The following is a 13,828-nucleotide window of genomic DNA, read 5'->3' as shown; positions in this document are numbered from 1 at the left end:
TTTTAACGGACATGGTATGCCTTCCACCGTAGTACAGAGCATGCATTACGATCACGATACCCATACATTGCGCATCCGCTATGTATCGGGCATGGTGTACGATTACCGCAACGTGCCGGAAGAAGTGTTCGAAGCCATGAAGGCATCGGGCTCAAAGGGACGTTTTTTGAACCAGCATATCAAAGGCAATTATGCGTTTGAGCGAGTTCCCAGAGCACGTCGGTAAACCAGCGCTTTTCGTCGAAGAAATACTGCACCGGCCGGAAGCCTGCAGCTGCGGCAAGCTGGCGGGTTTCATCAAGACTGTACTTCTGCGAAATTTCCATGAAAACGGGCTCGTCTTTTTTGAAGCGGATACTGTGGTCGCCTAGTTGTACGGTTTGGTCGGCGCGACTGATGAGATAACTTTTGCAGGCCCCGCTGATGGGATCATATACCGGGAAATGATCGAACTGGTTAATGTCGAAATCGGCTTTCAGTTCGCGGTTGATGCGTGTGAGCAGGTTGAGATTAAAATCGCGGGTAACGCCCCGGCGGTCGTTATATGCATCGAGGATCGTGCGCGGATGTTTGCGCAGGTCGAAGCCGATCAGCAGTAGATCGCCGGGCTGCAGCTGCTCGCGCAGTTTGCGGCAGAACTTCACCGCTTCGTCGGGCGTGAAGTTGCCGATGCTGGAGCCCATGAACATCACCACTTTGCGGCGGGCGGACAAATAATCCATCGCTTTCAGCATGTCCATATATTCTCCCCTGAGGCCCTGCACCTGCAATCCCGGCAGCTTCGCCGGCAGGGTGCGCTGCAGGTGGTTGATGATGTTCTCGGAAATATCGATGGGGTAATACGCCTGCTCCGGGTTGCGCCGGTGCAGTTCTTTGAGCAGGTAAAACGATTTGGACGCATCGCCGGCGCCCAGTTCCACGAGGTTGAACGGCGTGGCGCCGAGTGCGTCGGCAATGTCGCGGGTTTGGCCGGACAAAATTTCCAGTTCGCTGCGTGTGAGATAATATTCCGGCAGGTGCATGATCTGCTGGAAGAGCGCGTCGCCCGTGGCATCGTAAAAGTATTTCGACTGGAGATATTTCGGTGAGGCGGTGAGCCCTTTCAATACATCGCCATAAAAATCGTCTACGGCTGTTCTTTGTAATATGGTAGCTGTTTTCATGAAAGTCCTTTGATCTTACACCGCAAGCCGTATACCTGTCAGCTGCCAGCGGAGGTGAGGGTGAAAAAAATTCCTGTAAGTGGGGCGGCTGTGCCCCGGTGAGGTAAATTCGGAAGCACCGCGCAACACTTTCTGGTTGACCATGAACTTGCCATTGTACTCACCAACGGGGCCTGCCACGCGCGCAAAACCCGGGTAGGGCAGGTAGGCGCTTTCCGTCCATTCCCAGCGGCGCCCCCAGTCGAGCTCCGCGGCCGCCACTTCCCATTCGAATTCCGTGGGCAGCCGGCAACCTTTCCAGGCCGCATAGGCGGCGGCTTCGTAAAAACTGACGTGGGTGACGGGCTCGTGTAACGCCAGCGGCTGCAGTCCCTGCAACGTATAATGAAACCAGCTCCCTTCGATGTTGTACCAGTACATCGGGGCTTCGACCTGATTGTTGCGCACCCAGTCCCAGCCTTCGGCGTACCAGTGCTCGAACTGCCGGTAACCGCCCTGCTGCATGAATTCGAGATAAGCTTCGTTCGTCACCAGGGAGGCGGCGATTTTGCAGGGCTGTACATATACCTGGTGGCGGCCCAGTTCGTTGTCGTAACAAAAGCCGTCGCCCTGGTAACCGATGTGGTGCAGGCCCCCCTTCACCGCTATCCACCCCTCCTTCACCCGTCCCTGCTGCACGGGCAACGCGGTGTCGTAAGCGGGGAAAAGCGGGTTGTGGCCGAGGATGTATTTGATGTCCGTCCACAAAAGTTCCTGGTGCTGCTCTTCGTGGTTGCAGCCTAGGGTGATGAGCGTGCGCACGGTATCATCCACCGGTTTCGAGAGCAGTACTTCCATCGCTTCGTCTACGTATACGCGATAGCGGTAGATCTCGTTCACGGTGGGCCGGCTCAGGTTGCCCCGCTGGGTGCGGATAACGCGGGCGCCCAGGCTTTCGTAATAACTGTTGAATACAAAATTGAAGTTCGCGTCGAACTCCGTATAATTTTCGAGATAAGGTTTCAGTACCAGTGTTTCAAAAAACCAGGTGGTATGGCCCAGGTGCCATTTGGGCGGGCTCACGTCCGCGATGGGCTGCACCACGTAGTCTTCCGTGTGCAGCGGGCTGCAAATGGTCTCTGTCAGTTTTCTCACTTTCCTGTACTGTTCGATCAGGCTCATGGTGTTGTTATTTTGACCAGGTCAGAAATTGTTTCGATGTGCAGGTCTGCCGCTTTCCGGCGCTGCATCATCAGGGCGTACGCGTTGTTGAACCCGATGGGCTTCAGCCAGCGGAGGTTATACTGCTGCATAAATTGTGCCTGTACGTATTGGTACACGCTGTCTTTATCCTGCACCAGCGCCGTGATTTTATCCGCGGGGGGCTGCAGTATCACGAGCAACCCGGTGCCGGTATATTCGGGGTAAAAATCGATCTGGTTATTGGCGAGCGCATCAAAACATATTTTGGTGCCGCCCAGCCCCGTTTTGGACGATACGGCCAGATCGGTATTGCCCTCAATCAGCATGCGGTACATTTCCACGAGGATGTATTGTTCCGTGAAAATTTTCGAGCCGATGCGCACCACGCCTTTGTTGCCGTAACGGGGCGCTTTATATAACCCCTGTTGCTCCAGGAATGTTTTCGCCACGGCCTCCGGGCTCTTTTTCAGGAAATCGGCCTGGTAGTTCAGCAGCGTCATGATGGAATCGTTGATGCGGCCGCTGAGCTGGTTGAGCGTGCTTTCCAGTTCGGGGTATTGCTCCAGCAGCCCGGCGCGCACCAGCGGGGCGGCATAGTAGGGCGGGAAGATGGTTTTATCGTCGGTGAGGGTGATGAGGTCGAAGGCCTTGATGCGGCCGTCTGTGCTGTAACCGCTGATCACATCGAGTTTGTTTTCATGCATGGCCTGGTACATCACCGCGTCGTTGATCACCACATTGCGCATGTGGAGGCCATAAACTTTTTTGAGGCCGAGGTAGCCGTCCATCCGACCCATGAACTCCGGCGTAAAGCCTGCCAGCAGTTTACCGGAGGAAGCCGCCGGCAGCATGGCGAAAAAAAGAAGGGTGACACTCAGCAGGGCCACCAGGCCCAGTTTCCATTTTAATTTTTTCTGCAGCCGCCCCAGCAAAAAGTCGAAGAGCAACGCCAGCAGGGCGGCGGGGATGGCGCCGGCGAGTATCATGTGGGTATTGTTGAGGGCGATGCCGCCGAAAATGAATTCCCCCAACCCGCCGGCCGCAATATAGGCGGCGAGCGTGGCCACGCCGACGTTGATGACGGTGGCGGTCCTGATGCCGGCAATCACCACGGTCATCGACAGCGGCAGCTCCACCCGGAACAGCACCTGCCGCTGCGTCATGCCCATGCCGCGTGCGGCTTCCCTGACGTTGGCGTCCACCCCGGTGATGCCGGTGTAGGTGTTGCGGATGATGGGCAGCAGGGCGTAGAGGAATAACGCTACGATGGCCGGTTTCGGGCCGATGCCGAGCAACGGTATCATAAAACCCAGCAGGGCGATGCTGGGGATGGTCTGCAGCACGCCGGCGAAGCCGAGTACCGTTCCGGCCAGCTTTTGCCGGCGTGCGATCAGGATGCCCAGCGGCACGCCGATGGCGATCGCAATGGCCACCGACATCAGCGTGAGGTTGATGTGGGTGAGCGTTTGCTGTAAAAGTTTGCCGGACTGCGACCGGATAAATTCGAGGAATTCGTTCATAGTTTCAGGAATGTGCGCACAAAATCATTGACGGGCTGTTCCCGCAATTGGTCCGGCGTGCCCATCTGCACGATGCGGCCCTCGTCCATCAGGCACACGCGCGTGGCGAGGGTGAATGCTTCCTGCACGTCGTGGGTGACCATGATGATGGTTTTCTTTTTGAATTCGTCCAGTTCGCTGAACTCGGTACGGATCCGGTCGCGCGTGATGGGGTCGAGGGCGCCGAAAGGTTCGTCCATCAGCAGCACGGGCGGGTCGGCAGCCAGCGCCCGGGCGAGGCCCACGCGCTGCTGCTGCCCGCCGCTGAGCTGGTGGGGGTACGCATGAGCATGTTCGCTGTACGAAAGCCCGAGTTTTTGCATGAGCGTTGCCGTGCGTTCCTGGATGGCGTCTTTTTCCCAGTGGAGCAGTTTCGGCACAACGGCGATGTTTTCGGCCACGGTGTAGTGGGGAAACAATCCCGTGTGCTGCAATACATACCCCATGCCCCTGCGTAGTTGCGGCGCGGGTATGGTCGCGGTGTCGGCGCCGTTGAGCAGCACCTGTCCACCGTCCGGTTCCAGCAGGCGGTTGAGCATTTTGAGCGTGGTGGTTTTGCCGCAGCCGCTGGTGCCGAGCAGAATGAAGTTTTCGCCTTCCTGCACGGAAAACGAAACGTCCTGCACGGCGCGGGTAGTACCAAATGTTTTATGGAGGTGGCGCGCTTCAATCATTGTCCAGTGTCATAAAAAGATTATTCAGTGATTCCGCAAATGTCGGATGCGCAAATATGGTATTGCGCAGCTGTTTATAAGTGATCTTCCCCATCATCGCCATTTGCAGCACTGCCATGATTTCGCCGCCGCTGACGGACAGTACGGAGGCGCCCAGTATCTGCCCGCTTTCGGCGTCCACTACGGCTTTCATGAGCCCCCTCGTTTCGCCGGTTTCGATGGCGCGGGCCACTTTGCCGAGCGGAAGCGTGGCCACTTTCACAGCCAGGCCTTTTGCGCGGGCTTCTTTTTCCGTGATGCCGATACGGCCCAGCTCGGGGTCTGTAAACATGCAATAGGGCACGGGCCGGTTTTTGATGGAAATGTGTGCGTTGTTCAGGATGTTCTCCGACGCTACAAGATAATCATTATAGGAAATATGCGTGAAAGCGGGTCCCTTTTTTACATCGCCGAGGGCGTAGATGCCGGGCACGGTGGTTTCGAGGTATTCGTTGACGGGAATAAATCCGCGCCCGTCGGGCGTGATGCCGGTTTGGGGGAGCTGCAGCGCCGCGGTGGCAGGGGCGCGGCCGGTGGCGATCAGCCAGTGCGTAGCCGTTAATTCGCCGCCACCGGAAAGTGTGAGCCGTACGCCGCCGCCCTGCAGGGGTGCGGTACGTTCGACCGTCGTATCGGTGAGGATACGGATGCCGTCTTCTTCCAGGATTTTGTGCACGGCCGCGGCCACGTCATCGTCTTCTTTGTTCAGAATGCTGTGGCCCCTTTCGATCATCGTAACACGGCTGCCCAGCCGCCGGAAAAGCTGGCCCAGCTCCATGGCGATGTAGCCGGTGCCCAGTATGGCCAGGTGCTGCGGCACCTCCTGCAATTCGAGCATGCCGGCCGACGTGAGGTAACGTACCTGGTCGATGCCGGGAATGGGCGGTATGGCCGGCGCCGCACCGGTGTTGATGAAAATATGTTCCGCGGTGAATGCGTTGTTGACGATCTTATGCCCGGTAAAAACGCCCTGCTCCCGCACCACGTCGAGGTTGTCGGTTTTTTCGAGACTTTTTTCGAGGCCGTCCCGGAAGGAGGAGACGACTTCATTTTTTCGTTTAATCACCGCAGTTAGATCAACATCACCCGCCTGTACGGGGATGCCGAACTCCGGGGCGCGGGACACGATATACCGCATTCTTCCCACGGCGATCATGGTTTTGGTAGGCGTGCAGCCGGTGTTGATACAGGTGCCCCCGATGGCATGGTTTTCCAGTAACAATGTGCGCCGCCCTGCCCGGGCGAGTTTCTTCGCCAGGGGATTGGCCGCCTGGCCCGACCCGATAATGATGGCATCGTATTTTTTCATCCGGCAGATTTACAAAGTTCAGATAACAAGTGGTACGGTGCATTGTTTAAATCCTGCGAACTGTTGTGTATTTTTAAACATGCAAAAGTTGTTCTTCGCTGCAGCGATACTGCTGGCCGCGGCCTGTACGCCGGCCCGGCAGACTGTCAGCACCCCTCCACGCCCCAAAGCCCCTGCGGAATTCAGGGCGGCCTGGGTGGCCACCGTCGCCAATATCAACTGGCCTTCGCGCCCCGGCCTCTCTACCGCGGAGCAGCAGGCAGAAGCTGTCCGCCTGCTCGACTTCCTCCGGGAGCACAATTTCAATGCCGTTATTTTCCAGGTACGGCCGCAGGCGGACGCCCTGTACCAAAGCAGCCTCGAGCCGTGGTCGTATTACCTCACGGGCAAACAGGGACAGGCGCCGTCGCCATACTATGATCCGCTGGCGTTCTGGGTGGAAGAAGCGCACCGTCGGGGACTGGAGTTGCACGTGTGGCTCAACCCCTACCGCGCCCATCATGTGGCGGGCGGCGAAGTGTCGGACAGTTCGGTGGTCAAAAGGATGCCCGCCGACGTGGTGCATCTCAAGGAAGGCTACTGGTGGTTCGATCCTGCGAAGAAAGCGACGCAGGACCATGGCGCTGCGGTGGTGAACGATATCGTGAAAAGATACGACATCGACGGTGTGCATTTCGACGATTATTTTTATCCGTATCCGTCCTACAACGGCGATGCGGATTTCCCGGATAACGACAGCTGGGCCGCATACAAAAAAGCAGGCGGCAAACTTTCCCGCGCCGACTGGCGCCGTGATGCCGTGAACCAGTTCATCCAGCGCGTGTATGGCGATATCAAAGCGACCAAAAAACATGTGAAGTTCGGTCTCAGCCCCTTCGGCATTTACCGCCCGGGTTTTCCGCCTGCCATCAGCGCGGGCTTCGACCAGCACGACGAATTATATGCCGATGCCCGCCTGTGGCTGAACAAAGGCTGGATAGACTATTATTCGCCGCAGTTGTACTGGCCCATCGACCGGGTGGCGCTCAGTTTTCCCGTGCTGCTGGGCTGGTGGAAAGAAGAGAACAAAATGCAGCGGCACCTGTGGCCGGGCATCAGCGTGGGAAAAGACAGCTCCCGCCTCAACGTGCACGAAACCGTGAGCAAGATCATGATCACCCGCGGCATGATGCCGGACGATATGGGAGTGGTGCACTGGCACATCGGTTCCGTGGCGGATAATCCCAACATGGCGAAAGCTTTGCTGGATGGCCCTTACAAAACACCCGCACTGGTGCCGGCAAGTCCCTGGCTGAATACCGTTGCGCCGGCGCAGCCATCATTCGCCATCGAAGCGGCGGGCGACAGCATGCGCATTCGATGGGAACATCCGCGGACGGAAGAAGTGTTCCGCTGGGTGGTGTATTTGCGGTACGGAACGCAGTGGTCCTACAAAATGCCGGTTGGCAGCGAACGAACGATCGTGGTGCCGGCCGTGAACGGGAAACAACGCCTCGCCGTGGCCGGGGTAACCGCAGTAGGCCGCACGGGCAACGAAAGCGCCTGGCTGGGTAAAGCGGTAGACGTGCCCATTGTGCCGCGCGCAGGCTGGAATGCCAATCCCCCGAAACCCTTTGCGAAACATCAACCCGTCAGGATAACGATTCATCATGAAGGCACCCGCTTCGACTCCACCAAAATCGCCGCGCAGCACATCAAAAACGTGCAGGTATGGGGCATGGGGAAAGACCGCAACTGGGCCGATATTCCCTATCATTTCCTGATTGCGCCGGACGGCACGGTGTTCGAAGGGCGTGATGTGTTCACGGTCGGTGAAACCGCCACGGAATACAACCCGGCGGGCCATCTGCTGATCACCTGCCTCGGTAATTTCGAAGAGCAGCAGGTAGACCCGCGGCAACTGGATGCGCTGATCAATACTGTCGCCTACGCATGCCGGAAGTACGGTATTTCGTACGAAACGATTGCATCGCATAAAGATCATTCCAGCCAAACCAGCTGCCCCGGTAAAAACCTGTACAGGTTCATGCAGAACGATTACATCAAAGAGCAGGTGCAGGCGCTGCTGGATGCAACGGGTACTTCCGTAAAACGATAATTTCAGGAGAAAATAAAAAACGGTGCGCTTCATCAGGCGCACCGTTTTTTTTATCGGGATTCATTCCCGAGGATGGATAAAGTCTCACGACCGCACCACCACGGATGATTTCTCCGCGCCTTTCAATAACGCCACCGGTTGGCCGGCTTTCCGGATATCGCCGCCGTCGATCATGATATCCGCGCTGGCCGCGCCTTCTACCTGGAGGAACGGACCGGCCGGCGTCAGTACGCGGCAGGCGCTCAGCAGCACGTCTTTCGACCCGATGAAGCGCAGCAGCGGCGTACCGGGCGTGCCGTCCGCGCTGAAGCCGTTGATGGCGGCATCCTGCACATTGTCAAAGACGATGGCCGGGCGTGCATCGGTTTCTTCGTACTCAAAACGGACGTTCTGAAGGGTGAGCCCTTTTACATTCCTGGCATACAGGCCATAGGCAGGCGGGCCGCCGGGCAGTTTATCCCACACGCCGAAATATTCCGCCGCTACATGCGGCACTTCCTTCCCCGCCTGTTCCTTCGTACCTCCGCCTGCGTATTTCACGTGCACGTCCGTAAAGCTGATGTTTTCGAGATAATAATCTCCCATGGCGTTCAGCGTGATGCAGGAATTTTTTTCCCCTTCCCAGGTGTGCAGGTCGAAATGAATATCAGGGTGAGGGACGGGCAATTTGAGCACGGTTGCCCTGATGCCGTTGAACACGAGGTTGCGGATAAAAGGTTTGGTGATGGAAGCGCTGGCGCTGTTGTTATTGTTGCTGACCCCGCTGAAGCCGATGCCGATGGGCCCGGTCACATTCCGCATCACGATGTTGGAGAATGTGAAGTTTTCGATGGAGGCCCTGCCCGCACTGATTTTGATGGGGCAGCCGTACGTGTCGTAGATCAGGCAGTTGGACACGGCGATGTTCTGCGAAGCGCCACCCCCGAACCGGAAAATCGACCAGCGGGTGCTGAAGCTGCAATTGGTGACGGTCACGAACTGGTTGCTGCCGAACAGTGCGCAGGCATCGTCCTGGCACTGCACGTCGCAGTTCACGATGTGCACATATTTGCAATCGTTGAAATGGAAACCGTCGTTGTTTTTATTCACGCGGTTATAAATCCGGATACCGTCGATGTGCACCTGGTTGCAATGCAGGATGCGCACACAATGGTAGGCGCTGGCGGTCAGGAAGGCATTGCGCAGGTGGAGGTTGTTGCACCGGTAAAAGATCATCAGGTGCGGCCGGTCGAAGTTGCCGCCCACACCGTTTTGCCCCGGCCCGGTGTTGTCGCCTTTGCCGTTGTAGAAGGCCAGCCCGTTGCCGTCGATGGTGCCGTTGCCTTCAATGGTGAGGTTGTCGGCCTCCACCGCATAAAGGAATACGATGTTGCCGTTACCGGACGGCACGCCCTTGCCCGCGGTATAGTCCTCCCGTTTGGGACTTCCCAGCAATTTGCCGCCGGCGGAAAGGTGCAGCGTTACATGCGATTTCAGTTCGAGCGTGCCCGATAAGAATTCACCCGCGGGGATCATCACGATGCCGCCCTTCGCCAGGCTGCAGGCGTCGATGGCCGATTGAATGGCTTTTGTGTTGAGGGTTTTGCCGTCGCCTTTGGCGCCGAAGTCGTTGATGTTGTAAACCTTCACTTCATCTGCCGGGGTGGCGGTGATGTGCCCGGCGCCGAAGGCTTTGCCGGTGGCGGTGAGGCCTGCGCCCACGCCCGCGGTGGTAATGACGCCCAGCCAGTTACGGCGGGAAATGTGTTCGTTTTTCATATGTGGAATTTGTAATGCAATCGTTTGCAATACAAGTAACTAAAAAGAACTGATAAAACGAAGTTATTTACGTGGCCGGTCGGAGGCCCGCCGCACCCATTTCCATGCCTCCATCCAGATCACGGAAAGTACGCCGGCTCCGGTGGCGAGGAGCAACTGTTGAACGGCTGGTTGGCGGAACTGAAAAAATGCTGCGAAGGGAGGAATGTAAATGGTCGCCGCCGTTAACAGCACGGACACCAGCAGTACGAAACGCAGAAGCCGGTTGTGGTAACGGAATGTGTGGAGCACCGAATAGAAGAACGAGCGGTTCACGAGCGTCAGCAGAACGTTGGCGCTCATCAGCGTTACAAACACCAGCGTGCGGGTCAGGTCCTCGTCAAGCCCGCTATGTACGGCGTATTGATACATACACAGCGTGCCGGCCGTGATCATCAGGCCCTGGAGGATGCTGGTGCTGAGTTCGCGCCAGTTCAGGAATGTAACGGTGGCCGGCCTCGGCGGTTGCTGCATGGTGTTTTGTTCCATGGGTTCGTTTTCGTACACGATGGAACAGGTGGGGCCCATGATCAGTTCCAGGAAGATCACATGCACGGGTGTAAAAATGTTCGGGTATATCCAGCCGAGCAACAGGGGCAGGGTTACGGTGAGTATGATGGGAATATGGATGGATACGATGTACTGGATGGCCTTTTTCAGGTTTGCGTAGATTTTGCGGCCCATGGCGATGGCGTCCACCATTTTGGAAAGGTCGTCGTCGGTTAACACCAGCGAGGCGGCCTTTTTGGCGATCTCGGTGCCTTTATGCCCCATGGCGATGCCAATGTGCGCGGCTTTGAGGGCGGGACCGTCGTTCACGCCGTCGCCCGTCATGGCCACCACCTGCCGGTCGGCTTTCAGGGCATTGATGATGCGGAGTTTGGCGGCCGGGAACATACGGGTGAAGATATTCACTTCCTTCACCGCTTCCTCCAGTTCCCCGGCTTGCATGTTGGCAATTTCATCGCCGGTGATGGCCCGTTCGCCGCCTTTGAAGCCGGCCTGCCGGGCAATCGAAACGGTGGTGGCGGTATTGTCGCCCGTAATGATTTTCGTCCGGATGCCGGCCTCGTCGAAACTGGCGAATACACTGCCGATATTGTGTTTCGGCGGGTCGTAGAAAGCCACGAGGCCAATGAAAACAAAGGGCAGCGATTGCTGTTCCGCAGGGTATGCTGCGCCTTCAAAAGTACTGCGGGCCACACCCAGAACGCGGTAGCCCTTCCCCGCCAGCGCTTCCGTTTGCGCACGTACGCCGGCGGCCTCCTCTTCCCGCAGGCCGCAGCAAGCGAGGATAGCCTCCGGCGCACCTTTGGCGGCAATGATGCGTTCGCCCGCCGCATTGGCGAACACATGGGTCATCATCGGCGGTTTGCCTCCCAGCGGGTATTCGTGCACCATATGGAACGCGGGCCGCAGATCGGTTGGAGCCGTTTGTCCGTACGCTTTATGCAGGGCGGTTTCCATGGGGTCGAACGGTTGCGTTTCGCTGGCCCACATGGCCACGGTAATGACTTCCTGTGCGGACGCCTGGTGCCAGTTGCCGGCATCATACACCTGCCTGCCGGCGTGTGCGTACAGCGCGGCGAGCTCCATCCGGTTTTCCGTAATGGTGCCGGTTTTGTCTGTGCAGATCACACTGGCGCTGCCGAGTGTTTCCACCGTCTGCGTCTGTTTGACGATAATGCCCATCTGCATCAGCCGCCATGCGCCGATGGCCATAAAGGTGGTGAAGGCGACGGGGATCTCTTCGGGGAGGATGGACATGGCCAGGGTCAGGCCCTTCAGCAGGCTGTCGAGCACATTGCCGGAATGATAAAAGTTGATGCCCCAAACCAGGAGGAATACGCCTGCGCCGGCAACCGCCATTTTGGTGACGAAACGGCCGATCTGTTTTTGGAGGGGCGACTTCTCCACTTTGATCTGCTCCATCGATTTACCGATCTTGCCCAGCTCGGTACCGTTTCCGGTGGCGGTCACCTCGCACCAGGCCATGCCGCTGGTCACGGCGGTGCCCTGGTAAAGTACGTCGCCGCCATTCTTGCGAACGGCGAAGGCCTCACCGGTGAGGATGGATTCATTCAGGGACAGGTCTACCGCCCGCAGGATTCGCGCATCAGCGGGTACCTGTTCGCCTTCCTCCACCACCATCAAATCGCCGGGCACAATATCGGCGGTGGGTATCTGCAGCTCGCGGCCGTTGCGGATCACGCGGGCCGAAGGCTGGTTGAGTTTTTTGAGCGCCTGCAGTGCGTTGCGGCTCCTGGAGTCCTGGTACACGGAAATGGCCGACACCAGAACGATGGCGGCGGCCATAAAAATGCCCTCGCTAATTTCGCCAAGCATGAAATAAACCGCGCCGGCCGCTACCAGCAGCAGGAACATGGGTTCTGTGGCGGTTTGTCTGATCGCGGAAAACAGGCCGCTCTCTTCTTTGGACTGCAACTCGTTGGTGCCGTGCCGGAGGCGGGATTCGATGACCTGTTCGTCTGTGAGGCCGGGAGGGATTTGCATGCGCTGTTGTTTCATGATGCCGCAGCAACAACGTTGCGGCGGCGATACCGGAATATCAAAAGTCTTCCTGCTCCGAGAGCATGGCGTCGCTCATTTTCACCACGTAGTCGCGGTTTTCATTGCCCCAGCGGTCCATCGCCTCAATCACGGGCATAATGCTCAACCCGAGCGGCGTTAAAAAGTATTCGACTTTCAACGGCAGGCCGGGGTACACTTTTTTACCGAGCACACCGAGGGCTTCCAGTTCGTTGAGCTGCATATTGATCACGCGGGGCACGGCGGTAGTGATTTCGCGGTGCAGTTCGCTGGGCCGTTGCACGCCGCGGTGGATGCTCTCGATGATACAGGCTTTCCATTTGCCGCCCAGCACTTTAATGGCCACACTCACGCCGCAATCCAGGTTTTCAGGAATTTTCTTCTCGTACATACGCCTCGATATTTACGTTAAAGATACGCCATCGCCTGTTTTCAGGCGGGGTGCAGGGATAAATTTGTCCCTGCTGAATCTTTTTTCCCTTATTGACCGGGGTGCTGAATGTTCGGATGTTTGCGTCATCAAAACAAATCAGACATGAACACGAACAATTCAAAATCAGCAACGGTAATAGGTTTAGGCATGATGGGCGTAACGCTGGCACGCCTGCTGCTGCAGGGGGGGTACAAGGTGACGGTGTGGAACCGCACGCCGGAGAAAGCGGCGGAACTGGTGAAAGACGGCGCGATACTGGCGCCTGATGCGGCCACCGCCATCGGCGCCAGCCCGGTAGTGGTGATCTGCGTGTACGATTACGCGGCGGCGAACGAGATCCTGCGAAACACCGTAACGGAAGCCGCGCTCAAAGACCGCGTAATCATCCAGCTGACCACCGGCCATCCACAGGAGGCGCGCGACGCCGAACAATGGGCCAACACAATCGGCGCCCGTTACATCGACGGCGGCATCCAGGCCGCGCCTTCACAGATGGGCCGCCCGGATACGCCTATCCTCGTATCCGGCAACGAAACGGCTTATGCGCAGGCGGAGCCGGTGCTGCGGATTTTCGGAGGGAACATTTCATATCTCGGCGAGCAGGTTGCCGCGGCTTCTGCCATGGATCTGGCCACCCTGTCGAGCATATATGGCACCATGCTGGGATTTTTCCACGGCGTGCGCATCATGGAATCGGAGCATGTGCCCGTCGATACGTTCGGGAACATTGTCGGCGGCATCATGCCTACTTTCGGTGATTTCATCCGCCACGAAGCGAATGTGATCAATGCCGGCGACTATTCGATCACGGAAAGCCCGATGCGGATTTCGGTGGAAGCGGTGGAGCGTATCAGCCAACACGCCTATTCGGCCGGCATCAACACGGCGTTTCCGGATTATGCCAATCCGCTGTTCAAAAAAGCGAAAGCAGCGGGACTGATGGAACAGGAACTGGCGGCGCTGGTGAAAGTGCTGCGGTAAGCGGGTGCTCCATGCAAGGGATCTTCGCTGCCATACGGATGTT

The 13,828-nt window shown here is 57.6% G+C and carries 11 protein-coding genes; 3 read left to right on the top strand and 8 right to left on the bottom strand.

Features of this window, described 5'->3' with window-relative positions; translation table 11 throughout:
* Nucleotides 1-16 precede the first annotated feature (16 nt).
* Nucleotides 17-226, top strand: coding sequence for a KTSC domain-containing protein (locus EGT74_RS05980; protein ID WP_123845610.1), 210 nt, complete (start codon nucleotides 17-19; stop codon nucleotides 224-226).
* On the opposite strand, the gene egtD is transcribed toward EGT74_RS05980, so the two are convergent.
* Genes egtD through EGT74_RS05955 form a run of 5 tightly spaced genes read right to left on the bottom strand, consistent with a single transcriptional unit; the run spans nucleotide 180 to nucleotide 5,926 of the window.
* Nucleotides 180-1,163 carry an L-histidine N(alpha)-methyltransferase gene (egtD, locus tag EGT74_RS05975; protein ID WP_123845609.1) on the bottom strand — a complete coding sequence of 328 codons (984 nt, stop codon included), beginning with the start codon at nucleotides 1,161-1,163 and terminating at the stop codon, nucleotides 180-182. The two genes, EGT74_RS05980 and egtD, sit on opposite strands and share 47 nt — an antisense overlap.
* Before the next feature lie 15 nt (nucleotides 1,164-1,178).
* The gene (gene egtB, locus EGT74_RS05970) at nucleotides 1,179-2,324 is read right to left on the bottom strand and encodes an ergothioneine biosynthesis protein EgtB (RefSeq protein ID WP_123845608.1); all 1,146 of its coding nucleotides are present in this window, start codon (nucleotides 2,322-2,324) and stop codon (nucleotides 1,179-1,181) included.
* The gene (locus EGT74_RS05965; protein ID WP_123845607.1) at nucleotides 2,321-3,865 is read right to left on the bottom strand and encodes an ABC transporter permease/substrate-binding protein; all 1,545 of its coding nucleotides are present in this window, start codon (nucleotides 3,863-3,865) and stop codon (nucleotides 2,321-2,323) included. The genes egtB and EGT74_RS05965 overlap by 4 nt, the downstream gene beginning before the upstream one ends.
* A complete protein-coding gene (locus EGT74_RS05960) occupies nucleotides 3,862-4,578 on the bottom strand; it encodes an ABC transporter ATP-binding protein (protein ID WP_123845606.1) in 717 nt (238 codons plus the stop codon). Before EGT74_RS05960 ends, EGT74_RS05965 begins: the two co-directional genes overlap by 4 nt.
* Complete coding sequence (locus tag EGT74_RS05955; protein ID WP_123845605.1) at nucleotides 4,571-5,926, bottom strand: mercuric reductase; 1,356 nt, start codon at nucleotides 5,924-5,926, stop codon at nucleotides 4,571-4,573. The genes EGT74_RS05960 and EGT74_RS05955 overlap by 8 nt, the downstream gene beginning before the upstream one ends.
* A 79-nt stretch (nucleotides 5,927-6,005) precedes the next feature.
* Between EGT74_RS05955 and EGT74_RS05950 the strand changes: the two genes are divergently transcribed.
* Entirely contained in the window at nucleotides 6,006-8,024 is a 2,019-nt protein-coding gene (locus EGT74_RS05950; protein WP_123845604.1) for a family 10 glycosylhydrolase, read from the top strand.
* An 84-nt stretch (nucleotides 8,025-8,108) separates the two neighbouring features.
* On the opposite strand, the gene EGT74_RS05945 is transcribed toward EGT74_RS05950, so the two are convergent.
* The 3 genes from EGT74_RS05945 to EGT74_RS05935 form a co-directional block, all read right to left on the bottom strand.
* On the bottom strand, nucleotides 8,109-9,782 hold the full coding sequence (locus tag EGT74_RS05945) for a glycoside hydrolase family 28 protein (protein WP_123845603.1): 1,674 nt from the start codon (nucleotides 9,780-9,782) through the stop codon (nucleotides 8,109-8,111).
* A gap of 63 nt (nucleotides 9,783-9,845) precedes the next feature.
* Nucleotides 9,846-12,335 carry a cation-translocating P-type ATPase gene (locus tag EGT74_RS05940; RefSeq protein WP_220392817.1) on the bottom strand — a complete coding sequence of 830 codons (2,490 nt, stop codon included), beginning with the start codon at nucleotides 12,333-12,335 and terminating at the stop codon, nucleotides 9,846-9,848.
* A 55-nt stretch (nucleotides 12,336-12,390) separates the two neighbouring features.
* The gene (locus EGT74_RS05935; protein WP_123845601.1) at nucleotides 12,391-12,762 is read right to left on the bottom strand and encodes a winged helix-turn-helix transcriptional regulator; all 372 of its coding nucleotides are present in this window, start codon (nucleotides 12,760-12,762) and stop codon (nucleotides 12,391-12,393) included.
* A gap of 144 nt (nucleotides 12,763-12,906) precedes the next feature.
* Here EGT74_RS05935 and EGT74_RS05930 point away from each other — a divergent pair, with 144 nt between their 5' ends.
* Nucleotides 12,907-13,785, top strand: coding sequence for an NAD(P)-dependent oxidoreductase (locus EGT74_RS05930; RefSeq protein ID WP_123845600.1), 879 nt, complete (start codon nucleotides 12,907-12,909; stop codon nucleotides 13,783-13,785).
* The last annotated feature ends 43 nt before the right edge of the window (nucleotides 13,786-13,828 follow it).

The organism is Chitinophaga lutea (assembly GCF_003813775.1).
Taxonomy (GTDB): domain Bacteria; phylum Bacteroidota; class Bacteroidia; order Chitinophagales; family Chitinophagaceae; genus Chitinophaga; species Chitinophaga lutea.
Note: the sequence above shows the minus strand (reverse complement) of the source record. Positions and strands in the feature narration are given on the sequence as shown.

Coding starts and splice junctions, on each gene's coding strand:
- EGT74_RS05980 (WP_123845610.1), top strand. CDS start 17: ATGCCTTCCACCGTAGTACAGAGCATGCATTACGATCACGATACCCAT.
- egtD (WP_123845609.1), bottom strand. CDS start 1,163: ATGAAAACAGCTACCATATTACAAAGAACAGCCGTAGACGATTTTTAT.
- egtB (WP_123845608.1), bottom strand. CDS start 2,324: ATGAGCCTGATCGAACAGTACAGGAAAGTGAGAAAACTGACAGAGACC.
- EGT74_RS05965 (WP_123845607.1), bottom strand. CDS start 3,865: ATGAACGAATTCCTCGAATTTATCCGGTCGCAGTCCGGCAAACTTTTA.
- EGT74_RS05960 (WP_123845606.1), bottom strand. CDS start 4,578: ATGATTGAAGCGCGCCACCTCCATAAAACATTTGGTACTACCCGCGCC.
- EGT74_RS05955 (WP_123845605.1), bottom strand. CDS start 5,926: ATGAAAAAATACGATGCCATCATTATCGGGTCGGGCCAGGCGGCCAAT.
- EGT74_RS05950 (WP_123845604.1), top strand. CDS start 6,006: ATGCAAAAGTTGTTCTTCGCTGCAGCGATACTGCTGGCCGCGGCCTGT.
- EGT74_RS05945 (WP_123845603.1), bottom strand. CDS start 9,782: ATGAAAAACGAACACATTTCCCGCCGTAACTGGCTGGGCGTCATTACC.
- EGT74_RS05940 (WP_220392817.1), bottom strand. CDS start 12,335: ATGCAAATCCCTCCCGGCCTCACAGACGAACAGGTCATCGAATCCCGC.
- EGT74_RS05935 (WP_123845601.1), bottom strand. CDS start 12,762: ATGTACGAGAAGAAAATTCCTGAAAACCTGGATTGCGGCGTGAGTGTG.
- EGT74_RS05930 (WP_123845600.1), top strand. CDS start 12,907: ATGAACACGAACAATTCAAAATCAGCAACGGTAATAGGTTTAGGCATG.